Source organism: Microcoleus sp. Pol7_A1 (assembly GCF_036701085.1).
GTDB classification, from domain to species: domain Bacteria; phylum Cyanobacteriota; class Cyanobacteriia; order Cyanobacteriales; family Microcoleaceae; genus Microcoleus; species Microcoleus asticus.
Window position 1 is genome coordinate 125,913 of the sequence record NZ_JAUBQD010000008.1, and the last position, 26,926, is coordinate 152,838.

General features: G+C 45.6%; 20 protein-coding genes and 1 tRNA gene. 14 read left to right on the forward strand and 7 right to left on the reverse strand.

Annotated features, from left to right (window positions below; translation table 11 throughout):
• The first annotated feature begins 81 nt into the window (after positions 1-81).
• The gene (locus tag QUA20_RS07640) at positions 82-366 is read left to right on the forward strand and encodes a YggT family protein (protein WP_015176974.1); all 285 of its coding nucleotides are present in this window, start codon (positions 82-84) and stop codon (positions 364-366) included.
• Between the two features lie 141 nt (positions 367-507).
• On the opposite strand, the gene accC is transcribed toward QUA20_RS07640, so the two are convergent.
• Positions 508-1,863, reverse strand: a complete 1,356-nt coding sequence (gene accC / locus QUA20_RS07645; RefSeq protein ID WP_333187227.1) for an acetyl-CoA carboxylase biotin carboxylase subunit — start codon at positions 1,861-1,863, stop codon at positions 508-510.
• A 229-nt stretch (positions 1,864-2,092) separates the two neighbouring features.
• Here accC and QUA20_RS07650 point away from each other — a divergent pair.
• The 4 genes from QUA20_RS07650 (at position 2,093) to QUA20_RS07665 (ending at position 3,792) form a co-directional block, all read left to right on the forward strand.
• Positions 2,093-2,176 (forward strand) — tRNA-Leu (locus QUA20_RS07650).
• A 465-nt stretch (positions 2,177-2,641) separates the two neighbouring features.
• Positions 2,642-3,040, forward strand: coding sequence for a DUF433 domain-containing protein (locus QUA20_RS07655; protein ID WP_333187229.1), 399 nt, complete (start codon positions 2,642-2,644; stop codon positions 3,038-3,040).
• Positions 3,033-3,284: a DUF5615 family PIN-like protein gene (locus QUA20_RS07660; RefSeq protein ID WP_333187232.1), complete on the forward strand. Its 252-nt coding sequence runs from the start codon at positions 3,033-3,035 to the stop codon at positions 3,282-3,284. Before QUA20_RS07655 ends, QUA20_RS07660 begins: the two co-directional genes overlap by 8 nt.
• 109 nt (positions 3,285-3,393) lie before the next feature.
• On the forward strand, positions 3,394-3,792 hold the full coding sequence (locus QUA20_RS07665; protein WP_333187235.1) for a hypothetical protein: 399 nt from the start codon (positions 3,394-3,396) through the stop codon (positions 3,790-3,792).
• On the opposite strand, the gene QUA20_RS07670 is transcribed toward QUA20_RS07665, so the two are convergent.
• Positions 3,773-6,823 (reverse strand): CHAT domain-containing protein, encoded by a 3,051-nt coding sequence (locus QUA20_RS07670; protein WP_333187237.1) that lies wholly within the window; start codon positions 6,821-6,823, stop codon positions 3,773-3,775. The two genes, QUA20_RS07665 and QUA20_RS07670, sit on opposite strands and share 20 nt — an antisense overlap.
• Positions 6,824-7,146: 323 nt before the next feature.
• Here QUA20_RS07670 and QUA20_RS07675 point away from each other — a divergent pair, with 323 nt between their 5' ends.
• Both QUA20_RS07675 and mazF read left to right on the forward strand, forming a co-directional pair.
• Positions 7,147-7,389: an AbrB/MazE/SpoVT family DNA-binding domain-containing protein gene (locus QUA20_RS07675; RefSeq protein ID WP_333187239.1), complete on the forward strand. Its 243-nt coding sequence runs from the start codon at positions 7,147-7,149 to the stop codon at positions 7,387-7,389.
• Positions 7,386-7,730, forward strand: coding sequence for an endoribonuclease MazF (gene mazF, locus QUA20_RS07680; protein ID WP_333187280.1), 345 nt, complete (start codon positions 7,386-7,388; stop codon positions 7,728-7,730). Before QUA20_RS07675 ends, mazF begins: the two co-directional genes overlap by 4 nt.
• A gap of 102 nt (positions 7,731-7,832) precedes the next feature.
• Here mazF and QUA20_RS07685 read toward each other — a convergent pair whose 3' ends face one another.
• Both QUA20_RS07685 and QUA20_RS07690 read right to left on the reverse strand, forming a co-directional pair.
• Entirely contained in the window at positions 7,833-9,101 is a 1,269-nt protein-coding gene (locus QUA20_RS07685; RefSeq protein WP_333187242.1) for an FAD-dependent hydroxylase, read from the reverse strand.
• A 407-nt stretch (positions 9,102-9,508) separates the two neighbouring features.
• Complete coding sequence (locus tag QUA20_RS07690) at positions 9,509-12,991, reverse strand: PAS domain S-box protein (RefSeq protein WP_333187245.1); 3,483 nt, start codon at positions 12,989-12,991, stop codon at positions 9,509-9,511.
• A gap of 357 nt (positions 12,992-13,348) precedes the next feature.
• Between QUA20_RS07690 and QUA20_RS07695 the strand changes: the two genes are divergently transcribed.
• Positions 13,349-13,528, forward strand: coding sequence for a hypothetical protein (locus tag QUA20_RS07695; protein WP_333187247.1), 180 nt, complete (start codon positions 13,349-13,351; stop codon positions 13,526-13,528).
• 31 nt (positions 13,529-13,559) lie between these two features.
• Here QUA20_RS07695 and QUA20_RS07700 read toward each other — a convergent pair whose 3' ends face one another.
• Positions 13,560-14,729, reverse strand: a complete 1,170-nt coding sequence (locus tag QUA20_RS07700; protein WP_333187250.1) for a serine/threonine-protein kinase — start codon at positions 14,727-14,729, stop codon at positions 13,560-13,562.
• 556 nt (positions 14,730-15,285) lie between these two features.
• On the opposite strand from QUA20_RS07700, the gene QUA20_RS07705 reads away from it, so the two are divergent.
• From QUA20_RS07705 to QUA20_RS07715, 3 genes are all read left to right on the forward strand, one after another.
• A complete protein-coding gene (locus QUA20_RS07705; protein ID WP_333187253.1) occupies positions 15,286-16,980 on the forward strand; it encodes a S8 family serine peptidase in 1,695 nt (564 codons plus the stop codon).
• A gap of 199 nt (positions 16,981-17,179) precedes the next feature.
• The gene (locus QUA20_RS07710) at positions 17,180-17,716 is read left to right on the forward strand and encodes a GUN4 domain-containing protein (RefSeq protein WP_333187256.1); all 537 of its coding nucleotides are present in this window, start codon (positions 17,180-17,182) and stop codon (positions 17,714-17,716) included.
• Between the two features lie 172 nt (positions 17,717-17,888).
• Entirely contained in the window at positions 17,889-18,062 is a 174-nt protein-coding gene (locus tag QUA20_RS07715; RefSeq protein ID WP_333187258.1) for a hypothetical protein, read from the forward strand.
• Positions 18,063-18,199: 137 nt separating this feature from the next.
• Here the strand turns inward: QUA20_RS07715 and QUA20_RS07720 are convergent, their stop codons facing one another.
• Positions 18,200-18,868: a glycosyl hydrolase 108 family protein gene (locus tag QUA20_RS07720; protein ID WP_333187261.1), complete on the reverse strand. Its 669-nt coding sequence runs from the start codon at positions 18,866-18,868 to the stop codon at positions 18,200-18,202.
• 99 nt (positions 18,869-18,967) lie between these two features.
• Here QUA20_RS07720 and QUA20_RS07725 point away from each other — a divergent pair, with 99 nt between their 5' ends.
• The 3 genes from QUA20_RS07725 (at position 18,968) to QUA20_RS07735 (ending at position 22,549) form a co-directional block, all read left to right on the forward strand.
• Positions 18,968-21,157 (forward strand): tetratricopeptide repeat protein, encoded by a 2,190-nt coding sequence (locus tag QUA20_RS07725; protein ID WP_333187264.1) that lies wholly within the window; start codon positions 18,968-18,970, stop codon positions 21,155-21,157.
• 209 nt (positions 21,158-21,366) lie between these two features.
• Positions 21,367-21,963, forward strand: a complete 597-nt coding sequence (locus tag QUA20_RS07730) for a tRNA isopentenyl-2-thiomethyl-A-37 hydroxylase MiaE (protein WP_333187268.1) — start codon at positions 21,367-21,369, stop codon at positions 21,961-21,963.
• A 91-nt stretch (positions 21,964-22,054) separates the two neighbouring features.
• Positions 22,055-22,549, forward strand: a complete 495-nt coding sequence (locus tag QUA20_RS07735; RefSeq protein ID WP_333187271.1) for a GNAT family N-acetyltransferase — start codon at positions 22,055-22,057, stop codon at positions 22,547-22,549.
• Positions 22,550-22,559: 10 nt separating this feature from the next.
• Here QUA20_RS07735 and QUA20_RS07740 read toward each other — a convergent pair whose 3' ends face one another.
• Positions 22,560-26,414 carry a PAS domain S-box protein gene (locus tag QUA20_RS07740; RefSeq protein ID WP_333187274.1) on the reverse strand — a complete coding sequence of 1,285 codons (3,855 nt, stop codon included), beginning with the start codon at positions 26,412-26,414 and terminating at the stop codon, positions 22,560-22,562.
• Between the last annotated feature and the right edge of the window lie 512 nt (positions 26,415-26,926).

The following is a 26,926-nucleotide window of genomic DNA, read 5'->3' on the forward strand; positions in this document are numbered from 1 at the left end:
TATACTTTCGATCGCACCTGTGAAACGGTTAAAATTATGAACGGCTGACTTAACAAAACTTAAGATTTCGAGATAAGACCCATGACTGGTATTACCGTTGCAAGTTGGATTCTGGGCTCTGTCCTAGTGCTGATGACTTTGCTCTTTATTTTTCGGATCGTTCTGACTTGGTATCCCGAGGTGAACCTGAGCAAGTTGCCGTTGAGTCTGATTGCTTGGCCGACGGAACCTTTTTTAGCCGTAACTAGAAAGATTGTACCGCCGATCGGCGGGGTGGACATTACGCCGATTATTTGGGTCGGTATCTGTAGCTTGCTGCGAGAAATGATTCTCGGTCAGCAAGGACTCCTGACGATGATGATGTAAAAGTTGGCGGTTGACTGTTGACTGTTGACTGTTGACTGTTGACTGAAAGCAGTCTGGGTAAAAACCCCCGGATCGATCCGTGGGGTTGCTTTCTTCAATCCAAAATCCAAAATCCAAAATCTAAAATCCAAAACCGATTGACTAATGATTGTTTTGGTTCATGAACTGTTCGACGAAATTGGTGTAAACCTCGCCGTTGAGAAATTCAGGGCTATCGAGGATTTTTTGGTGGAAGCCCAGGGTGGTGGGGACGCCGGTGATGGCGCATTCCCGCAGGGCGCGTTTCATGCGCCGGATCGCTGAAGGTCGATCGCGCCCCCAGACTATCAATTTACCGATTAAAGAATCGTAGTAAGCGGGTATTTCGTAATCGGTGTAAACGTGAGAGTCCATCCGCACACCCGGGCCGCCGGGAGGCAAATAACCGCTGATTCTGCCGGGGTGAGGTCGGAAATTGCGATCGGGATCTTCGGCATTGATGCGGCACTCGATGGCGTGGCCGTTGAGAATTACTTGGTTTTGCTTGATTTGCAGTTTTTCGCCTTGGGCGATCCGAATTTGTTCGGCTATCAAGTCGAGGCCTGTAATCATCTCGGTGACGGGATGTTCTACTTGGATGCGGGTGTTCATTTCCATGAAGTAGAACTTGCCCGATTTGTCAAGCAAAAATTCGACAGTGCCGGCACCGGTGTAGTTGATGGATTTGGCGGCGGCGACGGCTGCGTGACCCATCTGATCTCGGAGTTTCTGGGTGAGGGCTGGGCTGGGGGCTTCTTCGAGGAGTTTCTGATGTCGGCGCTGAATGGAACAATCTCTCTCGCCGAGGTGGATGACGTTACCGTAGTTGTCGGCGAGGATTTGGATTTCGATGTGCCGGGGTTTTTCGATGAATTTTTCGAGGTAGACTCCGGGATTGCCGAAGGCTGCATCGGCTTCGCCTTGGGCTGCGGAGAATAGTTTGGGGAGTTCGGATGCTTCTCTCACTAACCTCATCCCCCGGCCACCACCGCCGGCTGTGGCTTTGATCATCACAGGATAGCCGATGTCGCGGGCGATCGACAAAGCTTCGCGTTCGTCCGCCAGCAATCCGTCGCTACCGGGAACTGTGGGGACTTTCACCCGCTGCATAGTTTCTTTAGCGGTGGATTTGTCGCCCATCGCCCGCATCGCGGCAGGAGAAGGGCCGATGAAGGTAATTTGATGGTCGGCGCAGATTTCTGCAAATCGGGCATTTTCCGAGAGGAATCCGTAGCCCGGGTGAATGGCTGCGGCGTTGCGCGTCAGGGCGGCCGCGATGATGTTGGGGATGTTTAAATAGCTTTTGCTGCTGGTGGGGGGGCCGATGCAAACGGCTTCGTCTGCCAACTGGACGTGCAAGGCGTGTTTATCTACGGTGGAGTGAACGGCGACCGTGGCAATCCCCATTTCCTCGCAGGTGCGCAGTATGCGGAGAGCTATTTCTCCCCGATTAGCGATTAAAATTTTCGAGAACCCCATCTTCGCTGCTTAATTCACTCAATATTCTGTACAATAATGCCTTTCGGTATGTTCTGGATAATGCTTTTGCAGAAATTGTTCATAAAAGTTTATTTTACATTTGGCTGGTAGTGGTGCTATGATTGTAAATCGGCGGTGCAAAAGGGCAAGTCACAAGTTAAATGTCAGGAACCTCAACCTGTGGATCTTTAACTCGTAACGCAAAAAATCCCGGAGATTGCCAGAAAGAGCGGATGTGGCGGAATTGGTATACGCGCACGCTTGAGGTGCGTGTGGCAATATGTCCTTGCGAGTTCGAGTCTCGCCATCCGCATTGAATGTATAAAACAACTGTTGACAGTTTTTGCTGTTGGCAGTTGTTTTGTATTTGATGGGTGGGTGGCCAGAAACCGGGTTTTTGCGAGAATATTTGGTTACAGGCGAAGATTTGGTGAAAAACCGGGTTTCTTTGATTTGTGGGTGAGTGGCGAAAAACCGGGTTTTTGCGATCGGACTTCGTTACAGCCCACAGACTCGGGAAAAAACCCGGTTTATGAAAGTCCTAGTGCGTAAGTCGAGATTAATTGAGGTAAAAAGTCGATCGCCCTTTGGTGTTTTTAGGGAAAGGGCGATCGGCTTTTTTATCAGTAGGTATGGACTCTGAATAATCACCGAACATCCCCTAGAGATATTGCGCTAAGATAGAAGCTAAAGTTTTTCCAAGATTTTAAGAATTGAGAAACTCTCAAACTAAACTACTGCCCATCTGCAATTCTCTTAGCAAACGGAAGTTATATCAATGACATCCTACGCCTTAAACTTACCCGTTCAGTTACAGCAAGAAGCTGAAAAATTGGCAACACTCCAAGGCATTTCCTTCGATCAGTTTATCCTCTGGGCTGTAGCCGAAAAAGTCGCTACCCTCAACCAGCGGAATGACGATCCGGCTTTTCCTGAAATCACCTATGTGCGCGGCGCTAGCGGCGAACTCGTTCCCGTTTTGCGCGGCACTCGGTTGCGGGTGCAAACAGTAGTCATCGCAGCGCAGAAATGGGGTTTTTCTCCAAACCAAATTGCCACTGAGTATGACTTAAGTGAAGATCGAGTGAACGATGTTCTCGCTTTTTATGCGGCTCACCATCAAGAAATAGACGCATCTATTGCCGCTGAGCAAATTATCGAAGCTGCTCATGTCTAAACCGCTCTTGCATCTAGATGCCGATACCTCTATTAAAGCTTTGCAAGCCGCCCTTTTATCTCGCAGTCACGATGTCACTCGGACACCGACTGAGTGGATGGCTTTAGATGCTAGCGATGAGGCTCAATTGCTAGAAGCAACAGCGCGAGGGCGGTGTATTTTTACGTTTAATATCCGGGATTTTCAGGTTTTAGCTCAGCGTTATCCCGAACATGGTGGCATCGTTTTGACTGCTCAAAGATGAAGTTTCTTTGTTTGTGTAGCCGCTTTCAACCGCCGGGTTTCTACACAAAAGAAGTACAATAATTATGGCAAAATAAGAATTACTCATTTATTTGATCGCCATTATCCCAATGATTACCGTTACCCAAGCAGAAATTGAACAGTATCGCTCCGAATTACAAGAATATCCCGATGCTCTAAAAGATCTTGATGTACTTGAAGAGTGTGAAGGCGATTTAGAATATGCAGCCGAAACCTTAGCAATTAAGTCAGGAGAATTAGACAACGATCTAGATGCAAGAAACCCAAATGAGCCTAGCTGGTTAGAAAAATTAGCCGATAAATTACGTCCTCATATTTGTACGCAAGCCTTTAAAGACGTATTGAGTCAAGGTTTTGCTGTTGCATTGGGTTCGCTAATAACTGCTGGCGTTTACCCAGGAGTACCATTAACACTGGTACTTATTTACATAAGCACGAAAAATTTGGACAATTTTTGTCAGGGGATTGCTAAACACCGATCGCAGTGAAGCCAGCCCAGTAATGAGGTTGAGCAAAAGGAAACGGCTTGCGGTTCAGTGCGCCCTCCAGAGGAGTATTAATAAAGCGTGCGCGTTCTTTTTTGGGCAACAGTTTAAATGTTTGATCGATTTGCGGTTTGAGGCATTTTAATAATGCTTCAAGCCCCTCAGAGGTCAGATTCCGCAGCCATTGTTGTGCCTCATTGAGAGCAGTAACCGTTGATAGAGTTTCTAGGTTTTCATAGAACCGAATCAGTAACAAAGTGCTGGCGAGTTCATCCACTTTCCAAAGGGTACTGACCATACTAGGGCTACCTGCTAAGAGAAATCCGAAAGGTAAGCCGATATATTCATCGCTGGTTTTGGATTCTGTCAATCCTGTTTCGCAGGCGGAGAGGGTGACAAGACGACATTGATTTAGGTCAAGATTCAAGATTTCCAACAGTGTCAAGCGTTCTTTATTTGCGAATACCAGGGATGATTCCAAAGGCGAGTCAGGCTCAAATTCGCCGTGACAACCGAAATGGGCGCAGTTGGCAAAGCTGAGTTTCGCGTTTAGAATTGCGTTTTTATTAGCATCATCTTTTGCCAAGAAATCATTAGATTTGAATTTGTGACGGATGTTAGCGGCTTGCAGTTCAAGTAAGTAGCGGTCTTTGGTAGGATTGGCAATAGCAAATAGGTGAGAGAAATTAGGGCGTTGTCGCTGTTTCGCCTGTTGCAGTAGTTGGCAACTGGGGGCATAGCTGACTCCACCAGGGAATAAGTCGAGAAGGCACGATTCGGATTTGGACAGGGATACAGTGATAGAAGAATCGATTTCATCGGTGCATCCGCTTTCAAAATCCCTTTCGTGGGAGATTGGCAACGCATGAAGGGGGAAAAGATGCAAGAAGCGATGGGGAATTAAAATCAGTCGATCGCACGGTTTCGGAATATTCTTTAAAATCTCATCAAGATGCAAAATCTCAGCTAGGTTTTGGAGGCGGGAGGCTAGTTTTTGCTTCCATTGGGGTTTTATCTCTTTGTACTCTTTGCGATACTCGTTCTCCCAATTTACCAAGGCTTGAAAGTCTGCTGTTGAAGATTGCCAGATTATTGGTGTTGGGGATTGTGGGGTGATGATGAAAGTTAGAAATTTATCGCCTATGATGTACCACTCAAGAATAGCGGTGTTTTCACCGATCAGAGTTTGAATGTCTTTGTAGAGGATGGGCTTAACTTTTTGGGTTAGGCTAAAATCAGGATCAATTAATGTAATTTCATGAGCAATCAATTCATCGAGTTGTTTACGCAATTGGGTGAGATTGGTAGAATCGCGGCTGGTAGTTTGTAGGCTGTCGATTGGGAGGCTGCGTTCTCCCGATATTGTGCCACTGTTGCTGTTACGGTTTGTCTGTTGCTTGTCTAGTCGGCGCTGTTCGACATCAATTTCTCGACGCAGGCGCGAGAGTTCGTTGAGAACGGTTTCGGGAATATTGCCTTTGGGGTATAAGTCGCGGGTGGCGAGGAGTTCGACTAAGTTTCGGGCTTTGCTGCGTTCGACGTATTCTAGGGCTTTGGTGTAGCGTTTCAGTTGGATGCAAACTTCTACCATGCCCAGATAAAGCTTATTCCATTCTTCGGCTAATTTCTGTTTGCTTTCATCCCCAGATTGAATCTCGCCCCGTAAAATTTCTACTGTTTCAATAGCTGGGTCATAGGTATCATAAGCGAGTTGCCATTGCTGGTTACTTCGGTAAAGATTACCTAAATTAGATAAAGTCTCTGTATGTCGTTGTGGGAAAGCCTCGCGAGTTCTAATAGTTAAAGCATTGCGATAAAGTGCGATCGCCAGTTCGATATTCTCTGCTTTCTCTCCCCTGATTCTGTCACTGTAGGCAATTGCCAGATTATTTTGCGTCGTTGCCCAATATTCGGGAAAAGCATCGCGGGTGTAGACGGTTAATGCAGCAGTGCAAGATGCGATCGCCAGTTCGATATTCTCTGCTTTCTCTCCGCTGATTCTGTAAATGTAGGCTGTTGCCAGATTATTTTTCGTCATAGCCCAATCTTGGCGAAAGGCATCGCGGGTGTAGACGGTTAATGCGTCAGTGTAAGATGCGATCGCCAGTTCGATATTCTCTGCTTTCTCTCCGCTGATTCTGTCACTGTAGGCTGCTGCCAGATTATTTTTAGTCGCCGCCCATTCGGGAAAGGCATCGCGGGTGTAGACGGTTAATGCATCAGTGTAAGATGCGATCGCCAGTTCGATATTCTCTGCTTGCTCTCCCCTGATTCTGTCACTGTAGGCTGCTGCCAGATTATTTTGCGTCGTTGCCCAATATTCGGGAAAGGCATCGCGGGTGTAGACGGTTAATGCAGCAGTGCAAGATGCGATCGCCAGTTCGATATTCTCTGCTTTCTCTCCCCTGATTCTTTCACTGTAGGCTGTTGCCAGATTATTTTGCATCCCTGCCCAGTTTTCGCTTCCGGGTTCCCAATTACTTAAAAGTATTTGATAACCAGTAATGGCAATTTCAAGATTATTCGCTCTTTTCCCCAGCGGAAAGTCACTAATATGAATACTCAAGTTTCCAATAATCCCGAGAATAGATTCAATTGCTTCGGGATGTTTGGCAATAAAATTCTGGGTCACTTGCTGTAAAATCTCGGCAAAACGGTCATTGAGGAGATGTTGCCGCTCGGCCAGCATGGGGTAAATTACTTTAATATCGCTGTTGCTATCTTGTTCTGCTTGCAATAAGTCTCGGATAAACTCTAAATACTCTTGGAGATTTTCACCTTCAGAGTTATCGCTATCTCCCTCATCGTTCATCCCCAAGAATTGCCCTAGCTGACTGGCCAAATTCCGTAAATAATTAGCGTGATTTTCCTCTCCTTCCTCTGCCAGGTTTTTTGCTACTACCTCGCAAACTTGCAGAAACCCCGAATCTACCAATTCTAAGTTATCCTGTAAAATCTGCCGTTCCTCACCGTTGGGGCAATTCAGGAGTGTCTCAATCAATTGCTGATAAGCTTGGGCGCGGGTTTCTTCCATTGTGGGGAGTTGTCAGTAACACCGATGTTTATTTTACCATGATTCGATGGGTGGCCAGAAACCGGGTTTTTTCGAGAATATTTGGTTACAGGCGAAGAGATGGGAAAAAAGCCGGTTTCTTTGATTGTGCGCGGGTGGCTTTATGAAGGAGGCGGTTTCAACCGCGTCTACACAAACGAAGTCCGCCTCCGCGGACTAAGAGATCGCAAAATATTGCAACTTGTCAATCTTTTTCTTAGTTGCTATACTGTAGACACTCTGTATATACATCCTGAAAAAAGGTGAATTCCTCAGAGTAATATCACTAGCTAGAGGATTAGGCTATGGTTGCAACGATCGCCAAATGGGGAAACAGTCTTGCTGTTCGGATTCCACAGCATTTAGCTAAAGAGATTAACTTAGCTGAAGGTTCCCAAGTGCAGCTTGTGTTGATAGATGGTAGGCTGACGATCGAGCCGATAAATCGTCGGCGATATTCACTTGAGGAGTTGGTTGAAGCGATTACCCCAGAGAATCTTCATAATGAGATTGATAGTGGAGTTGCTGTGGGGAACGAAGTTTGGTGACACAATTAAATCCCTACATTCCGAGTCGAGGCGATATCGTTTATTTAGACTTTGACCCAACTAAGGGACACGAACAAAAGGGACTTAGACCTGCTTTTGTGCTGTCGCCTCGTGCTTACAATGAGAAAAGCTGCTTAGCTTTATTTATGCCTATTACAAAGCAACAAAAAGGCTATCCTTTTGAAGTTCCTCTACCGACTGGATTGAAAGTTCAAGGAGTAATCCTTGCAGATCAAATCAAGTGTCTAGACTGGAAGGTTCGCGGTGTTCGATTCGTTGAGTCTGTATCTGAAGATGTGATTGAGGAGGTGCAAACCAAAATTGAGCCATTGTTACTGTAAAACCCGGTTTCTTTGATTTTGATACGCACAGGTGGCCAGAAACCGGGTTTTTGCGAGAATATTTTGTTACAGGCGAAGAAATGGGAAAAAATCCGGTTTCTTCTAATTTTTCGCTAATTCCGGCGGCCGCCCCATTAAACCGGTCATCAAGCGCAAGGCTAGAAACCTCACTGGGGGAATTGTCCGCAAACACCACAATCCGAAGCGGCGAAATGCTACAATTGGCAGCCAAGTATTAGAAAATAATCTGTCTAGAAAATCGGTAAATCCTAACACGATTAAATTCTCTTTTTTCCGCCAGTTGTGATACCGTTTCAATACTCGCAAGTCGCCGATATCTTCGCCTTTTTGGTGGGCTTGCTGCAAGATTTGGGCGATCGCCCCAGCGTCTCGAATGCCCATATTCAATCCCTGGCCGCCCACGGGATGGCAGCAGTGGGCCGCGTCGCCAATTAGTGCTAATCTGGGCAAAACGTAGCGATCGCTCTGCATTAACTGCACCGGAAACAAAAAGCGATCGCTCTCCAATTCCAAACGCCCTAAAAGCCCGCCCGTGCGCTGTTCCAACAAAGTCAAAAACTCTGTTTCATCCATTTGTTGCAAAGCTTTCGCTTCCGCGTGGGGTGCTGTCCAAACTACTTGACAACGGTTCCCAGGTAATGGTAAGACTCCCATCGGGCCGCTCGGCCAAAAGCGCTCAAAAGCGATATCATTGTGCGGTTTTTCTGCTTTAATAGTGATAGCAACGCAGGATTGCCAGTATTTCCAGCCGCGAGTGCTGATGTTGGCTTCGGTGCGGATGCGCGATCGCGAACCGTCGGCGGCGACTAATAATTTGGTGCGAATTATCCGAGTTTCTCCGTGTTGTTGGACTTCTATTTCAGCGCAATTAGTTAAATATTTTACCTCGACTACTTCCGCCGGACATACCCAACTAAAATTCGGGTTTTTTGCCAAACATTCGTGCAAAGCTGACAGCATGACTCGGTGCTCGCCGACATAACCTAAAGCTGTTTTTGGTACGGGTAATTTGCCAGTATTTCCCAAGTCTGGGCGGTGGAATTCGACGACGCCGGGATAGTCGCCGTCGCAGAGGCTAATTTGCTCGAAGGTGGTAATTTGCGGCAAGATTTGTTGCCACACGCCGATACCTTCTAAAATCATTCCTGATAGTAAGGTAATTGCATAAGCTTGTTTTTTGGCTGCTGCCACTGCGGGGAGTTGGGTTTCGATTATGGCGATTTTTAAGCCGGAATCTTTTAAGGCGCTGGCTAAGGTTGCCCCAACTATGCCGCCTCCGACGATGGCTATGTCAAAGTCGAGTGTCTGTGTTTCGGTGGAGGCTGTTGGAGAAAGTTGGTTTACAGGCATTTTCAAGGGAATTTGTCAAAGTTAATTGGATTGTTACTTTTTTATTGTAAAGAATTATTTCGATTTAGGGCGATCGAGAAGCGGAGAGTAACAGGATTCGTGAAAATCCAGGTTTTCAGACTACGATCTCAAAATGCAAGCCCTGGATGCACTCGCTACCTCAGAAACCCGGTTTCTCCCTATATTTCTCGTCACTAAACGCAAAACTCTTAGAAACCGGGTTTCTAGCCCCCCCGATGGGTGAACCCTGAAACTAATGACTAATGACTCATGACTACTGACTACTGACTAATGACTGAAAGCCTCCGGCTTCATCCGTCCAGAAATAAAAAACGTGTATCCTATAAACAAGCCCCCGAATTTATCCGTGGGGTCAATGCTTCAATCTAAAATCTAAAATCTAAAATCTAAAATCGATTGACCATTTCCTTTGTGTTTTCCGCAGCCAGCGCTGATACTTTTTGGGAAATGGGAATCTCTATGACAAACTCTGCACCTTCCCCGGGTGCGGAAACACACTGCAAATTGCCTCGGTGTTTTTCAACTATAATCTGATAGCTGATTGACAGTCCCAAGCCTGTGCCTTTGCCGACGGGTTTAGTAGTAAAAAATGGGTCGAATAACTTGTGAATAACTTCTTGATTGATTCCCATCCCGTTGTCGGCAATCCGAATTGTTACTGTGTCTGAATTCGCACTGGTGCTAATCCGAATTGTCTTGGGGCGAAAAGAGATTTCGATTTCGTTTGAAGCATGATTGTTGTACTCTTCGAGGGCGTCGATCGCATTTCCTAAAAGATTCATAAATACTTGATTTAGCTGACCTACATAGCACTCGACTTTTGGGAAATTGCCGTATTTTTTGATAATCTCAATCGCCGGACGAACTACATTAGCTTTGATCCGGTGCTGCAAAATTAGCAAAGTGCTTTCGATTCCTTCATGAATGTCTACTAGCTTCATCTGCGATTCGTCGAGTCTGGAAAAGTTGCGTAAGGATACAACTAAGTCGCGGATGCGATCGGCTCCTACTTTCATTGATTCCAAAATCTTTGTAAAGTCTTCCATTAAAAAATCGATTTCAATATCTTCGGCTGCTTCTACAATTTCCGGGACGGGATTAGGGTATTTTTCCTGGTAAAGGTGGAGCAAACCGAGCAAGTCTGTGGCGTATTCGCTGGCGTGGGTGATGTTGCCGTAGATGAAGTTAATCGGATTGTTAATTTCGTGGGCGACGCCGGCGACTAGCTGCCCGAGAGAAGAGATTTTTTCGGTTTGGATTAGTTGAGTTTGAGCTTGGTGCAACTCCTGGACAGCTTTTTCGAGCTCGGCTGCTTGCGATCGATACAGTCCCTCGGACTGCTTGAGTGCTTCCAAAACTTGGACTCGATCGCTAATGTCGGTGTGAGTTCCCACCCATTCGCGAATGCTGCCGTCTTCTGCTAAAACTGGAACTCCGCGCACCCAGAAGTGTCTGTAGCTGCCGTCTGCAGCCCGCAAGCGGTGCTCGACTTCGTAGAGACTTTTGGTTTCTGCTGCGCGCTTCCAAGCTTGGGCCGTGATCGGGCGATCGTCTGGGTGAATTGCCGAAACCCAATTGTCTGTAGCTTCCTCCCAACTTTGACCTGTATATGCCATCCAGTCGATCGGTGAGATCGGCTTTCCCTGGCCGTCTGTCGTCCATACCAGTTGCGCCGTGGCCATTGCCAGCGATCGGTATCTTTCCTCGCTCAGACGCACAAATTCTTCGGCTTGCCGGCTGGCTGTCACGTCGCGCAAAATTGCTGTGAATATGATTTCCCCTGCAACTTCGAGTTTGGAAATAGAAGCTTCGGCGGGAAATTCAGTACCGTCTCGGCGGCGGGCGAAAATTTCTTTGCGGTTGCCCATTTTTCGGGCTTGTTTAACGCCGCCGCCGAAATTGCTGACGAGGTGGCTGTGAGGGGCGGCAAAAGCTTCGGGCAACAGCAGGCTCAGGGATTGCCCGATCGCCTCAGCAGCCGTCCACCCAAAAATCCGTTCTGCACCTTGGTTGAACAAGATAATTTTTTGGTCAGCATCTACGGAAATAATCGCGTCGTCGGCAATTTCTAAAATGCCGGCGAAACGAGCTTGAGACAGTTGCAGCGCTTGTTCAGCTTGGAAGCGATCGCTGATGTCGCGGGCGATCGTCGAAATGTATGCGAGTTTGCCGCCCGCTGCGGAGTGAGAGATGATGACTTGGCTGACGGGAATTTCGAGTCCCGATCCTGACACGAAGGCTGTTTCTCCGCTCCAAACGCCCCCGGAAACAGCGGTGGCGATCGCTTGTTTCAAATTGCTGCGGGCTGAGGCTGCCGTGAATTCTGCAACTTGTCGGTTGGATATATCTTCGTTTTCGTTTATACCCACCATTTTTCTGCCTGCTTTGTTGATATAAACCGCGCGTCCTTCGAGGTCGCAGATACCTACAAAATCCGGTGTTGCTTCCAGAATTGCGGCCAGACTGCTGTTGGCGATTTCGGCTTGTTTGCTCTCAGTAATATCGCGCGCGATGCTAACTATACCGCTGATATTTCCTAGTCCATCCCGGTAAGCGCTTTTTGTAGAAAGAAATGTCCTCAAATTGCCTTTAACTGGTAGCTCTTCTTCGATCGCTTGCGTTTTTCCCGCTGCCATAATTGGGCGATCTGTTTTCCTAATATTGCCCGCAATTTCCGGCGGAAATAACTCGCTGTCATCTTTGCCGATAATGTCGTCTACAGACTTGCCAATTATACTGGCTCCGGCAGCGTTTAGCATCATGTAACGGCCCTGAATATCTTTGACAAATAGGGCTGTTGGTGTACTGTTGATGACTGTCAGCAATAGGTTGTAGTTATTTTGGAGTGCCTGCTTTGTTGTTTGAGATTCGATAATTTGCTGCTGCAATTGCTCGTTGGCGAGTTGCAGTTGGAGAGTCCGTTTCTCAACTTTATTTTCTAAGTCGGATTTAGCTTTCCTCAGTTCTAGTTCCGCTCGATAGCGCTTCCGGTCGGCGGTGCAGAGAGTTTTTGCATTCTGCCAAATTAAAACTGTAAAAATAATCACGTTCAATACGCTTAACAGCGATATTCCTACATCAGACCTGTAGGCTTGTAAGCGCTCTCCCGAGATGATGAAATAACCCACTAAAGGCGGGATAATAATTGCCTGCGGCAACAAGCGCCTCGCCATGATGCCGCCAGCGCGATCGCTCGCCATTACTGCTATGAATCCTCGCTCTGGATTAGTAAATAAAATGCCAAAGCTCAGCAACATAAATGCTGCGGACGTGTGCAAAGCCATTCCTGTACTATCGCCAATTCTGTAAAATAAAGCTTTGCCGTAGATGTAGCCGATTAAACCCAGAAATGCAATAAAAAATGCTGAACAGCTTAAGATTTGAACCCCTTGATATTTAGGGCGGCGTTCTGACAGCAGCAGCAGGGCTGTTCCCAGCAATAAAAAAGCAGTAGCAGTATTTGGTGCCATCCGTCCTGGTGTTCCGGGGCTTGTCAAGGTGTAACTTTCTTTAAATAGCAGTTGGTCGATACCTAAGTCTAAATTAAAGCTATATTGAACTAGGGTTAAGAAGGTAATTAATATAATAAAAAATGAGCAGCTAAAAATTAAAAATTTAGTAATTACTTGATGCTTTATTGCTGTTGATTCGGCGCGCCGTCGCTGTTGGATGAACAGAGAAAACCCACTCAAAATAAAGCAGACCGCAGTATTGACTTTCATGGTCACGAGTCCGGGCAGAATGCTCTTTAAGAGTGGCAGATCGAATATCCAACCCAAAATGACTGTACAGCCGATCGCGATTACTGCAATACTAGCTTTTTTGGAAAAAGACTGGACTGCCGCCATTGGGGTTAATGGCGTTTGCACTTGTTGTGCTCCTTCAAAAAGTTCCAATTTCTCGATCCCTCAAATTATTTGGTTTTCTACGTATCCAAGGTAACAATAAACACTGTAGTGATATTGTTGCCCGCTATACAAAGCTGCTTAAGATATTTTTTAAACTGCTAAGCATAAAATATGAATTATTTTATCTAACTTTAGATATATAGTCAAATGAAGGTTGAAGGCTCTTATGTAGAAGGCATCCGGCAGAATTCAATAATTTTTATTGGTTGTAAATTAAAAAAAATTCCTTGTTCCTTGTTCCTTGGGCCTTATATCTCTGAAGTTGGCGCCCGATTCATCGGCAAGACCGAGTGTTTTTACTCAGTGCATCGAGGGATAATGGTAGCGGATGAATCGATCGGCAACAAAATCACTCGCATTGTCAAGTGGCTGATGCGGCTGTGGGAAATGCGATCGGCACAACAGATAAGACTCGCCGGTGTGAAACCGCTACTACACAAACAAAGTCCGCCTGCGCGGACTAAAGAGGGGATATTAAAGTCGGATTTGGTTTGGTAACGGTCAACTATCAACTGTCAACTGACAACTGTCAACTAACTCCCAACTTTTGAAGTGCTTCCAAAGCTTCGGTTGCTGACGGGTAACGCTGGGGGAAAGCGTACAGCACCATCTGGTCTAAAACGCGAGCAAACTCCGGAGTGACAGTTGCATTTTTCTCCCAAATGAGATTCCCTAAATTATCAACTCTGAGTTGTTTCGGGCGCATTCCTGTCAAGGCTTGAATCCCGATAATCCCGACAGCATAGATGTCGCTGCAAAATTTCGGCGAGCCGATGGCTTGTTCGGGGGGAATGTAGTCTTGCTGAGTACCGCCGCGCGATTTCGTTTGACCGATGCTGTTTTGTGAAGTGTTGATTTCTTTAACCGCCCCAAAGTCAATTAATACAATTTTACCATCTGATGTCCGCCTGATTAAGTTTTGAGGGTGAACGTCGCGGTGAATTACATCTTGTTTGTGAACAAAAACAAGCACTTCCAAGATATCTTTCAACAAAGCGATAACCTGATGTTCTTCCCAAGGTTGACCTTCGGTTAGTTCTTGATACAAGGGTTGCCCTTCGATGAATTGATAAACTAAATAAAAATATCCATCTTCTTCAAAGCGAGCTAACAATTCTGGTATCCGATCGTGTTGACCCAATCGATATAAAACCCGCGTTTCTCGATCGAATAGGTGGCAGGTTTTCTCAGACTGGCTTTTCAGGCGCTTGACGAGGCAGAAAGGGCGATCGGGCAAGTTTTCATCTTCAGCAAGATACGTATCGCTGTACTCGGTACTCACCAAATGTTCGGTGATTCGGTAACGCATCCGCATGAGTTTGCCCAACATCGGATCTTGCCGTTTAGGGGGTTGTATACCTTGTTGTAAAGCTCTCATGATAGAGTCCCAAAGATTTGCTGCAACTACTCTTTCTTCTTGTCCGATGATTTCTGCTTGTCTGAGTATTTTTGTGAGTTTTTTCCACAAATTGTAACCGACATACTGCCCCATGTAGCCCACTGTGTACCCGCGGGCGATCGGATCGTTTGCTTGAATTTCTCTGTACGTCCAAGACTGTAGAACACCTCGAATTATCGACTGCTCCAATCGACTTAGGTGTTCTCCTGTGTGTTGGGATACCAAATTATCTAAGAAATTGCTGGCTTCGTCTGGTGTCATAATTTCATGCTTTAAACTAATTGTACTCAATCTGACCATTTTTTTGCTCCTAATTTTGATTTTGATAGTTGCAATCTTGGGACCGGCGCTTAAGCGCAACTACAAACTAATTTTCACTTGCCTGTGGTGTAATTACTGTTATATAGGATTTAGCTGAATATTGCTAACTTGTCTAGCGATCGCAATATATTTTCACAAATATGACTTTTATGACTTTAAGTTATGAACTTTATGAATTGACTTTATAAGAAGTTTGGCTTATTCTAAAAAATCGAAGTTTCAATCAGGGAGTAGATCTAGGATGCTTTTAAAAATATAGCAGTTATAACCGCCCCGCTTAATTGGGGATAATACATCTGAAAGCGTTACTTGGTCGATCGCCAATGCAACGCCAGGAATTCCCACGCTATCTTAGGCGTTGTGGAATATCTAACGCCGACTTAACTTCCAAGCCGTAGGATATCCGTTCAGGAATTTTCATCATTTTTCATAGGTTTGTAGTGAGGGCGCAGATTCTTCTTCAATGGAGATTAAGGACTAAACTCATTATTACAAACAACCTCACCTTTCTGGAAAATTACAAATTTTTTAACTTATGTTAGACATCAACACGAATCCTACCGATAGCATTTATTTCAGTCAACAGCCAAACGATCTCGCTACATCAGCATTTCCGGTTAAAAACGACTTGCTCAAGCGAGCGATCGATCCATTCAAGGTTTCTAGTTATAGTGCTGAATCTAGCTTGACTAATCTCACAGCATTCAGCACCGACCAACAGACACAAACTGCGGATTTTATTGTAGCTGATGCCAGCGCTGGCATCAGCTACTCTGTGAGCGATGCTCAAATCAAACCGCAGTCACAGTCAGCGAGCGCAAGCATAGATCCGCTAACGGGAACGATATCTGCCTCTCAGTTGAATTTCTCCGATTCAGATAACTCTCTTTTGACAGCTCGTAATGTTGTTGGCGTTCAGAACGGTAGCATCAGCTTAACGGAGTTCGTGGGGACAGGCGATATCGACGATTTCTACCGATTTGATACCAACACTAATAGCAATTTTAGCCTGCGTCTCGACGGTTTGACGGCGGATGCTGACGTACGGTTAATTCAAGATAGAAACCGCAACGGTGTTTTTGATTTGGGTGAAAGTATTGGCTCCTCTCTTGAGAGTGGCACCATCCCGGATGTGATTAATTTATCCAATCTGGCACCAGGGACATACTATGTCGAAGTCTCTAGCTACTTAGGCTCTACCAATTACAACCTGACTATTTCTGCAACACCTGTTCCTGTATTGCCAGATATTCCTACACCTAACGGTGCTTTTAATCGCAATTACGGCTACGGTTTAGTCAATGCAAATGCAGCAGTTAGCAGCACCCTGAACAGCTCAACTCTCTTCCCTGATGTTCCTAATTTGAGCGAGAATAATTGGGGGGTAGACGCTATAAATGCGCCCGAAGTTTGGAATCATAACATTACAGGAAATGGGATTGTTGTAGCTGTCATCGATACTGGTGTTGACTACAACCATCCCGACTTGGATAGTAATATTTGGCAGAACCCTGGTGAAATTGCGGACAATGGCATTGATGACGATCGCAACGGATTTATTGATGATATTCGGGGTTGGGATTTTCTGTATAACGACAACTACCCAATGGATCTAGATTTATACGGTCACGGCACTCACATAGCAGGTTCGATCGCGGCGGAACGAAATGATTTTGGCATCACAGGAGTTGCCTACAATGCCAAGATTATGCCTGTCAGAGTGATAGACACCTTTGGTGACGCCTATACGAATAATGTTGCTGCTGGAATCCGCTATGCTGCTGATAATGGAGCAAATGTAATTAACCTCAGCTTGGGAAATGAGTTTTCCCCTTCCAACCTGATGAATGACGCAATTGAGTATGCAAATAACAAAGGCTCTGTTGTGGTGATAGCAGCGGGAAATTCTGGTTTTAGCGAACCAGCTTATCCAGCTCGTAATGCCGATCGCTGGGGAATTGCCGTGGGCAGTATTGATATAAACGGCAGCATGGATTACGACTCTAACCGTGCGGGTTCCACACCTTTGGATTACGTAGTTGCTCCGGGAGTAGACATCTATTCTACAACTCCCTATGACACCTATGACATCCTAACTGGCACATCTATGGCAACGCCACACGTAGCGGGTGTAGCGGCTTTAGTTTTGAATGCCAATCCGACTTTAACTCCGGCTCAAGTTGAGTACATTTTGACAACAACAGCTAATCCAAATGGGTTGACTGTATAGCATTTATCGGGTAAATAAGATACACCTGGGTATTGATGTACCGATGCACTGGTGGTTCCTTCCCCTTCCCTGAATAGGGAATTGGTAAGCGCGTACCTCACGAGTCTTGAGAACCGCTATAGTGGGGGCAATTTACCTGTGGCATCGGTGTCAACCAAAACGAATCATTTGCTAAATCGCTTTTACTCAGAGGAGCATCATGTTTAAACTTGGAAAAACAACCCTCGCATTAATCACCGCATCTGTTGCTGTTTTGCAGCCAGCTTTTCGGGCTCGCGCACAAGAAACCAGCAGCGAATTCAGGCAACTACAAACCTTATTAGAAGCTAAGAAATGGGACGACGCCGATCGCGAAACCGTCTCTATACTCCGCAACAACCCCACGTCTTGTCCGAACCTCCGCGCGATCGACCAATTGTGGATGCAACACAGCAATAATAAATACGGCTTCACTCCGCAGTTAGAGATTTGGCAACAGACGGGGAAGGGTTTAAATTGTCAAACTTGCGAAGAAGAAATTAAAGAATTTAGCAAAAAGGTAGGATGGAAACTTGACTCGCGAGAAACTCCTCTGCTAGGGGATTTTCCCGCTCAGTACCCAACTGTTGCTGCATTAGGTTGGCAAAGCTACGTTGGTAGAGATACAAGTTTTTTTGGCGATCGGCGTAATACATGGCAAGCGTCGAAAGTTCAAGGTTATAACTTGTTCTCTACTTTTGCTAATTGCGGCAAGTAAGTAGACAAACCTAAAAAAACAGAATACTCAGATACCCGACTTCTTTAAGAAGTCGGGTATCTAAAGCGCGAGATCGTTTTACGTTCTTTTGCTTTCATACTTCTGCTTCCTTTAAAAAGCTATTATTTTTGAAGGGGCCGGCAATTTATATGTGCTTAGAAATATAAGCGTTGTGGCATTTGGCTTAGGCTGGGTTCAATCTTTAGCAGTGCAAACTTCTATTGTACGCAATATCCAAATTGGGATCGGCGATCGACGAGCAAATGAAGGACTTTTAGGACAAGATTTCCTTGCTCGTTTTGATGTGCGGATTCTCGAAACCGAAGTAGAGTTTCGCAACCGATAATTTCTCTAAAATAGGCTTTCCGGTCTGTTCCACAAATATCAGCAACAGGCAAGATGCCTGTTCCACAAATATTAAATTTTCTTGTGGGATGGGCTCTGCTAGCCCGCCCTCAAAAGCCTATTGACAAATGAATCGGCTTAATTTTTAAGCTTGTTTACGTAGCCCCACAAACTGTAATCTCGGCTCAGCCAACCCCGGAAAAAAGCCATCTGAGTCGGATCTTCTTGCACCCTTTTGTAGCGGTAAATAATCCGCTCGTTAATCATTTGCAGCGCCGTATTTTTGTTGTTAGCGGCTTTCAATGCTTCCTTGGTGCGCGGATCGAAAATTCCGGTTTGTGGCAATCCTAAGGCTTGCTGGAGAAAGGTAATTGAGTTATTAATACCGAAATTAACGGCGGTGTCAAACATGACGATCGCCAAAGCCGGCTGCATTGTGCCCGACAGGCTCGAATCCCAGTAATATTTATAAATTTCTAGGAGCTCTGCTTCCGACATCTGCGTCACGTCGAGGGGCGGAAGCCCACGACTGTAGCGGTAAGCGTTGTATTCCGTTTGCAAGACACCCCGATAAGTTCTGCCGCCCTTATCGGCAGGGTGATTGCTGAATCCGCCCTCAAAATAGAGGGTGAAATAAAGAGCCGTTTGAAATAATTTCTGCCTAAAGCTGGCTGTTTGCTGCTGCTGTGCGAAAGTCTTTTGGGCAAAGGGTAAGGGAATTGCTAAGGTTAACAAGAGTATCCCCAGCAGGAGGTTTGGTTTCCACTTGATGTTATGTTGGCGCTGTGTCGCTTGCTTGTCGCTCATAAATTCTCTGTGACGATCGCCCGTAGTTCCGCTAAAACTGCTACTCTGCAAAATAATATAGATTCAACCTTTAACTTGATAGCACAGATAGGCCGCCAAATGAATTCCGATTTTCGCAACCAATCCGAAACACCCCAATTTGAAGATGCTGCATCGCTGACAGTAGTTGCAGAAATGTATTACTCTCAAGGCAATTTAGCAGCAGCCGTCGCTGCTTGTCGCCGAGCTCTGGAATTGCAACCGGATTGGGCGGCGGCTTACGTGACAATGGGGAATGTGCAGCAAGCAAGCGGCTACATTGAGGAAGCGATGCGGTTTTATTCTGAGGCGATCGCCCTGAATCCCGACTTTGCTGAGGCCTATGCTAATTTGGGCAGTATGCTCTACAAACAAGGGCATTTGGTGGAGGCGATTGTCAATTACGAAAAGGCGATCGAACTCAAACCGAATTTGGCTGCTGCTTACTGGAATTTGGCAGGCGCACTGAAGCAGCAGGGGCAGCCGGATGCAGCGGTAGCATACGAGCAAAAAGCTCTCGAACTGAATCCCCATCTGGCTGAGGTAGATTTTCACTTAAATTTAGGAGATAAATTAGCGCGGCAAGGGAAGTTAGATGAGGCGGTGGCTGCATGGCAGCAGGCGATCGCATTCAAACCCGATTTAGCCGAAGCATACTGTCAAATTGGCATAGTTTTGCGCCACCAAGGCAAATTTAAAGACGCAATACCCAACCTTCAAAAAGCCCTAGAAATTAAACCCGATTTTATTTCGGCTCACCAACATTTGTGCGGCATCCTCAGAGATACTAGCGATTTAGCGGCCGCGCGACAAGCCGTTCACAAATACAGCCAAATGTGTGCTGAAACCGATCCTATTATGACCGCGATTTACTTCGTCAGCACCTATCAAGTGTCGGGATTGAATCAAATTGCGGGCGATCGATTTTTAGAGCTAGAGTCGTACTTACAGCAAAACTTAGAAACCGCTAGTTCGATAGAAATTAAATCGCTTTATGCAAACTTATTATTCAGCACGCCTTATTTGCGAGATGACTTGGCTGCCAACTCAAAACTTTACAGATTAATTGCCCAAAAGTATATCGACAAATGTATCAAACCTAATTTTTCTCAACCCGCAAATTACAATTTCAAACCAAATGCCCCATCCAGCAAGTTAAAAATCGGCTTTTTGTCCAATCACTTCAGCCGCCATTCTGTAGGTTGGTGCAGCGCTGACATCATTCGCGAATTGTCCGACATCACACCCAATTTGTATTTGTACGCTTCCGAAAGAATTGTTCCTGACGATCGCACTCAGCAATTTGAAAGTTTTGGCAAACTGACTTTTCCGAAAACTTACCCTAACGGACTTGCCAATTCCGCAGAAATTATCGACCAAATTCAGCAAGATGAATTGGACGTTTTAGTCGATTTAGATTCTCTCAGCGTACCAGTTCACGCTGACATTTTATACCAAAAACCCGCACCAGTTTGTGTTTCTTGGCTCGGATTTGATGCGCCTTACATATCGCCGGAAAATTACTTTCTTACAGACTGGCACTCGCACCCAGCAGACCGAGAAAAATATTATGACGAGCAGCTAATTAGGATGCCGGATTCCTTTGTAGCTGTGTCAGGTTTTCAGAGATATGGAGTCGATCCGGTTGCATTGAGAAAGTCGAACCGGATCGGTTTGGATCAGATAGTTTACCTGTGCGTCGCTCCCGGCAGAAAATTTAATCGCGAGTTGGTGAAAGCACAAATTGCGATTCTCAAAGAAGTGCCGAACAGTATCTTAATTCACAAAGCTTTAGGCGATGCTGCCGTGTTTGAGGGTGCGTATCACCAAGCTTGCGAAGCTGAAGGAGTCGGCCGGCACCGAATTAAGTTTTTGCCGAGGTTTGCTACTGAGGAAGAACACAGAATTATCTATTTGCTGGCCGATGTTTTGTTAGATTCTTATCCTTACAACGGAGGAACTCACACTTTAGAGGCTTTGTGGTTTAATTTGCCGGTGGTGACTCGCACAGGAGAGCAGTTTTTGTCGAGAATGGGTTATTCGTTTTTGCAGGCTTTGGGAATTGAAGCTGGTGTGGCTTGGTCTTGGTCGGAGTATGTGGATTTGGGTGTAAAATTTGGTAAAGATCCTGAATTGAGAAACGCAATTAAAGCACAGTTGGTGAAATCTAAAGATGGAGCCAATTTGTCGCCGCTGTGGAATCCGAAAAAGTTTGCTGGAGATATGTATGCGGTGTTTGAAAATTTGTGTAAAATCAATTTTGAAAAGTAGGGACACGGCAGTGCCGTGTCCGGCGCGGGGAGTAGGACACGGCATTGCCGTGTCCCTACAATTAATCTGGCGATGGTTACATTTTTCATCAAGGAACATGGATTATTTTGGGGTAGGGAAACGGCATTGCCGTATCCTCGGTTGCCTATCGTTCCGATGCAAAGGTCAACGATATCATTCGTCATCTAAAATCTAAAATCTAAAATGGTATGAGTTCAACACTACCAACTATTAAGTTTTTAAAACAGCCGACTTCGGAAGCTTGGATAGAACAGGCGATCGCCCATTTAGATACAATCTTATTAGACCATTCTCACTGCGAACGGAAAGCGGCGGGAGTAGCGTTAAATTTAATGTTTCGCTACCCAGCCCGAGAAAAATTGGTGAGGATGCTAACGGCGATCGCCCGCGAAGAATTAGAGCATTTCGAGCAAGTCAACCAGCGCTTAGAACAGCGCAGCATCGCTTTGGGCCCTTTGGCTGCACCTCCCTACGGTGCTGGTTTGTCCGGTCAAATTCGCAAGCAGGAACCGGAGAGACTTTTGGATTCTTTGTTGGTTTCTGGTTTGATAGAAGCGCGCAGTCACGAACGGTTGGGGCTGCTGGGCGATCGCTGTCCAGACGCGGAATTAGCTAAGTTTTACCGCAGTTTGATGGCTTCGGAAGCGCGCCATTACGGGGTATATTGGATTTTAGCAACAACTTATTTCGATCGCGCTCTTGTGGTTGACAGGCTGGAGGAATTATCATTAGTAGAGAGCGAGTTACTGGCAATTCTTCATCCTGAACCGAGAATTCACAGTTAAAAGTTAGCTGCATTTAAAAACTGTAAAACACAAAAAATCAGTAAAATTACAGTTGCTAAAGTCAAAAAATAAATATACATTTCAACCACCAATGAAAACCCAACATCTGGATTTTTTAATTCGTTCCTGGGAAACGCGCGATCGCGCTGAGGCTTTCTATTTAATTCGGGATGTTTTAGCAGAGTACGGTTTAAAATGCGAACCTCACGGGGCAGATCGAGATGTCTATGATGTAGAACTGCATTATCATAATCAAGGCGGCGAATTTTGGGTAGTTGAACGGCAGGATCAAATAGTGGGTACAGCCGCTTACTATCCGATTGAGCGCGGGAATAATGCTGTGGAAATTCGCAAAATGTATATTTTGCCAGCAGCAAGGGGACAGGGTTTGGGGAAATTTTTACTGAAAGAATTGGAATGTAAAATTATCGCTTGCGGATTTGATGAAATCTGGATAGAAACTGCTAGCATTCTCAAAGAAGCTGTTAAACTGTACGAAAATAGCGGATATCTACCGACAACTGGTGTGGAGACGCAAAGGTGCGATCGGGTTTACGTAAAATCTCTAGGTATAAAAAAGCTATAATTACTAAAAATTACACGCTAACTTTAATTTTTTTCTGCCGCAGAGGAATCTCGATCGCAAATTCCGAACCTTCTCCCAATACAGAATTACAAGAAAGCTTGCCGCCGTGTTTTTCTACTACAATAGAGTGCGAAATTGCCAATCCTAAGCCAGTTCCTTTGCCAATGGGTTTAGTAGTGAAAAATGGGTCAAACAAGCGCTTTTTCACATCTTCGCTCATCCCGGAGCCGCTGTCAGCTATCCGTATCGCAACGCAGTTATTGTCCGTTACTTGGGTGCGAATTGTAATTGCGAGATTTTTGGCAGTGATATCGAATTTATTCATCTCCATTTCCAATGCGTCTAGCGCATTGCTCAACAAATTCATAAATACTTGATTTAACTGACCGGGATAACATTCAACTAAAGGCAAATTACCGTATTCTTTGATCACATTAATTGTCGGGCGATCGGGTTTATTTTTCAGGCGGTTTTGCAAAATCAGCAGCGTACTTTCAAGGCCTTGGTGAATGTCAACTTGTTTCATTTCAGCTTCGTCAAGTCTTGAGAAAGTCCGCAGGCTCAAAACTATGTCGCGGATGCGATCGGCTCCGACTTTCATAGATGCTAAAATTTTGGGTAAATCTTCAACAAGATAATCAATTTCAAAGTCTTCTCTTGCCTCTAAAATTCTTGCGGTTGGCTGCGGGTATTCCTTATGGTAAAGTTGCAGAATTTTTAGCAACTTTTGAGTGTATTCGCTGGTGTAGCTGAGATTGCCGTAAATAAAATTAACAGGGTTATTAATTTCGTGGGCGACGCCTGCTACTAACTGTCCCAAACTCGACATTTTTTCACTTTGAATTAATTGAGTTTGGGTGCGTTGGAGTTCGTGCAAAGTTTGTTCTAGCTGTTGAGTTTGAGCTTGAGCTAATCGGGCCGCTGTGCGGGTTTGGGTGTACAGTTCGGCGTGGTCGATCGCGATCGCAATTTGAGCGACCACCGCTTGCATCAGTTCGACTTCCGATTCGCTCCAATTTCGCACGGACATAGCCTGATAGCAGGTAATCACCCCAATATCGCCGGAAGCTGTATGAATTGGCAGCGACAGCACTGAGTTAAAATTTGAAGACTGGAAAAGTTCGCGCAATTCTACATCTTCAAAAGTGCTGACATCATCAATTCGCAGAATTTCTCGCCGCAAAATCTGTCCCACTACGAGAGTAGATTTGTCGTCTACAGGATAAGTGCCGAGAATACTCGGCAAATCTGTATTCTTCGCTTCGCAAGTTACCTCCCAAACGGGAGGATTGGTGTTGGGGCGATACCAAGTGAAGATGCACAAATCTAGGTGCATCAGATTGCGAATTTCTTGAACGGCGGTTTCTAAAATCGTGTCTAAATCCAAAGAAGTGCGGATTTGATTGGCAATTTGATTGAGCAGCAGTTCTCGCTGAGCTTGCTGTATGAGCGCTTGTTCCGATCGCACTAAAGTTTCTTCTGCAAGTTTGCGATCCGTTAAATCTTGAATAACTGCTTGGATAATTTTTTCATTTCCCACCTCGATGATTGTCAGCACGACTTCTGCGGGAAAATCAGTACCGTCTAAGCGCTGGTGAACCCAATCAAAACGGTGGTTTCCCCGCTCAAAGGCGAGATCTATCACTTCGTTAACTAAGCTCAAAGAATCTCTGCCGTTAGGTTGGAAAGGAGGCGACAGTTGGCCGGGGTTTTTGCCGTACAACTGTTGCGGGGTAGTGCAGCCAAATAGTTTTAGGGTGGCTGTGTTGGCATCGGTGATGGCATTGTCACATAACATAAAAACAGGCAAACTGGTTAATTCGTAGAGCGATCGAAATTTGGCTTCCGACTGCTGCAATGCGGCTTCTGTTTGCTTGCGATCGGTAATGTCGGCAACCATTGCCAAAGCACCCACATAGCATCCCTGTTTGTCTGCCAAAGATTTAGTAGAAACTATCGCCCACAAGTCGCTGCCGTCTCGGCGACGGAACTTAAAATCGTGCTGTTCGTTAATTCCTTGACGGCGGCGGTCGAGACTGATTTGTGCGATCGCCATGCCTTCTGCATCCATGAAAGCAAATAGCGACTCCCCGATCATTTCCTCTGGGGTGCAGCAGAGCATATCGGCCATTTTTTGGTTGACAAAAGTAGTTTTACCCTCCGCATCTACGATCCAAATTCCTTCGTCGGCTGTCTCGACAATGCACCTGTATTTTTCCTCACTTTCCTTGAGTGCTTCTTCTGCTAATTGGCGAGCCGTAATGTCTTGAGTCATTAGCAATCCGCCGATGATTTCTTGCCGTTCGTTTCTGAGTGGCAAGGCATAACCGAGGTAGACGCGATCGCTGTAAATCATTTCTGTAACAACTGTTTTTCCTGCCAGTGCTGCCCGATAAGTTGGTTCGAGATAAGCGCAAACATCTGGCTCGAATACATCCCAGATTGTCTTGCCTTCCATCAAATCTTTAGAAAGCCCCACTGCTGCTAATTCTGTACCTTCTACCAGCGTGTAGCGCAGTTCTGGATCGAACAACATCACCGCACCGTTAGGAAAGTTACTTGCCATAGTGCGGTAAAGCTGTTCGCTTTTTTGCAGTGCAGCTTCTGCAAGTTTGCGATCGCTAATGTCAACTACGACTGCACCGATGCCGATCGCTTCGCCATCTTTGTCGAGCAGGGGAAAATAAGAGCCTGTCAGGTGTCGGACTAACCCCGGTTGTCTTGGATTTTCACAACTCATCTCGATGTTAATTAGGGGTTGTTTCGTTATCAAAATTTGTTCGTATAAAGGCTCTACAATTGGAGCGATATTCGGCAATATTTCGCGTACAGTTTTGCCGATGTGCTCTGCTGGACTCAGGCAATTTATTTCTGCTATAAATTGATTAATTTGCACGTACCGCAGTTGGGAGTCCAAAATGCAAAGCCCCGCCGGCGCCTCCTTAAAAAAGGCATCAAATAGTGCTTGTCTCTGTGCTAATTCTTGTTCTAAAGCTTTGCGAGCGCTGAGATCTGTTAAATAGCAAATCATCCCGACAACTTCTCCCGTGCTGTCTTTCAATAGCGAAAGCATCAGGTGCGAGTAAAAATTTTCTCCCGATTTACGGCGTGTTATAACTTCTATTTCTGGCTCGCCTTTTTTTTGTAGCGGTTTGATGACTTGATCTAACAAAAATTCGTGCTGTTCTGGTGAGTAAATTAGAGAAATGTGCTGTCCGATAGCCTCAGTTTTTTGATAGCCGTATAACTTTTGGGAGGCTTGATTCCAAATGCCGATCGAGCCGTCTATATCTGTAGAAATCACCGACTCTTGAATTTGGTCGATAATTTGACTTTGGAGACGCAATTTTTCTTTAGTCTGTTCCAGTTCGGCGATTTTTTCTTCGAGTAGTTTCTGAGTTTTTGCCAGTTCGGCAGTCTGCTCTGCGAGCAATTTTTCTAGATGTGAATTGCTGTGCGGGGGCGCTGATTCCAGCGGCTCGCTATTTTCAGGCTCAGGATTAAAAATTTCTTCAGCAGTCAGCCAAATCGCGCACTCTCCCCCTGTTTCAATTGCCCGCTCGGAAACTCGCACGGGTACGAGATGGTTGTTTTTATGTTTGTATGCTGCTTCGCACAGGTGCGTGTGGCTATTTTTTGCTTGACATTCTAGAGATTTTTCTGGGCGCGCGCACTGTGTTTGCTGAATTTCCCAGTAGTTGAGGTGGAGAGTTTCTGCAACTGTGCGGCCGATAATACTTGCAAAAGCTGGATTTACGTCGAGAAAAGTCCCGTCCGTCCGGCACAATGCCAACCCGATCGGGCTGAGTTCTAACAATTGGCGGCGGGAGCGATCGCGCTTGGCTTTTCCTAACTGGCTTTGCATCTGACATAGCTGGGCTTGAGTTATTTAATTATATCTTTTTATATTGTGTATTGCTGTGACTTTTATCCTTCATTAAGCAAGAGAGAAGAAGGAAGTTCGGCAACGGATTGTATAACGGATGTAACGGATGTAACGGATGGATGCTGAGGTTCGAGGGAAGAAGGAAGAGGTTCGAGGTTCGAGGTTCGAGGGTAGTTCGGCAACGATCCCTGTACTGGATTTAACGGATGGATGTTGAGGAAAAAGACAGGATGGGGAAACAAAAATGAGTAATAATCAACGGGGAGGAGGAAAGAGGGAATGAGAAGAAACCAGAAAAATTACAAAAGAAGAAGTACAAAACTGGTACAAAGACCATTAATTTATACATAGTATCTTCCCTCCCACCTTCTTCCTTCTTCCTTCTTCCCTCTTCCTTCTTCCCTCTTCCTCCCATCTTCTTCCTTCTTCCTTCTTCCTTCTTCCTTCTTCCTTCTTCCTTCTTCCTTCTTCCTTCTTCCTTCTTCCTTCTT

Bases quoted from the DNA above. Each gene is read 5' to 3' on its own strand.
- QUA20_RS07640 (WP_015176974.1), top strand. From the start codon at position 82: ATGACTGGTATTACCGTTGCAAGTTGGATTCTGGGCTCTGTCCTAGTG.
- accC (WP_333187227.1), bottom strand. From the start codon at position 1,863: ATGGGGTTCTCGAAAATTTTAATCGCTAATCGGGGAGAAATAGCTCTC.
- QUA20_RS07655 (WP_333187229.1), top strand. From the start codon at position 2,642: ATGACATCCTACGCCTTAAACTTACCCGTTCAGTTACAGCAAGAAGCT.
- QUA20_RS07660 (WP_333187232.1), top strand. From the start codon at position 3,033: ATGTCTAAACCGCTCTTGCATCTAGATGCCGATACCTCTATTAAAGCT.
- QUA20_RS07665 (WP_333187235.1), top strand. From the start codon at position 3,394: ATGATTACCGTTACCCAAGCAGAAATTGAACAGTATCGCTCCGAATTA.
- QUA20_RS07670 (WP_333187237.1), bottom strand. From the start codon at position 6,823: ATGGAAGAAACCCGCGCCCAAGCTTATCAGCAATTGATTGAGACACTC.
- QUA20_RS07675 (WP_333187239.1), top strand. From the start codon at position 7,147: ATGGTTGCAACGATCGCCAAATGGGGAAACAGTCTTGCTGTTCGGATT.
- QUA20_RS07685 (WP_333187242.1), bottom strand. From the start codon at position 9,101: ATGCCTGTAAACCAACTTTCTCCAACAGCCTCCACCGAAACACAGACA.
- QUA20_RS07695 (WP_333187247.1), top strand. From the start codon at position 13,349: ATGGTAGCGGATGAATCGATCGGCAACAAAATCACTCGCATTGTCAAG.
- QUA20_RS07700 (WP_333187250.1), bottom strand. From the start codon at position 14,729: ATGGTCAGATTGAGTACAATTAGTTTAAAGCATGAAATTATGACACCA.
- QUA20_RS07705 (WP_333187253.1), top strand. From the start codon at position 15,286: ATGTTAGACATCAACACGAATCCTACCGATAGCATTTATTTCAGTCAA.
- QUA20_RS07710 (WP_333187256.1), top strand. From the start codon at position 17,180: ATGTTTAAACTTGGAAAAACAACCCTCGCATTAATCACCGCATCTGTT.
- QUA20_RS07720 (WP_333187261.1), bottom strand. From the start codon at position 18,868: ATGAGCGACAAGCAAGCGACACAGCGCCAACATAACATCAAGTGGAAA.
- QUA20_RS07725 (WP_333187264.1), top strand. From the start codon at position 18,968: ATGAATTCCGATTTTCGCAACCAATCCGAAACACCCCAATTTGAAGAT.
- QUA20_RS07730 (WP_333187268.1), top strand. From the start codon at position 21,367: ATGAGTTCAACACTACCAACTATTAAGTTTTTAAAACAGCCGACTTCG.
- QUA20_RS07735 (WP_333187271.1), top strand. From the start codon at position 22,055: ATGAAAACCCAACATCTGGATTTTTTAATTCGTTCCTGGGAAACGCGC.
- QUA20_RS07740 (WP_333187274.1), bottom strand. From the start codon at position 26,414: ATGCAAAGCCAGTTAGGAAAAGCCAAGCGCGATCGCTCCCGCCGCCAA.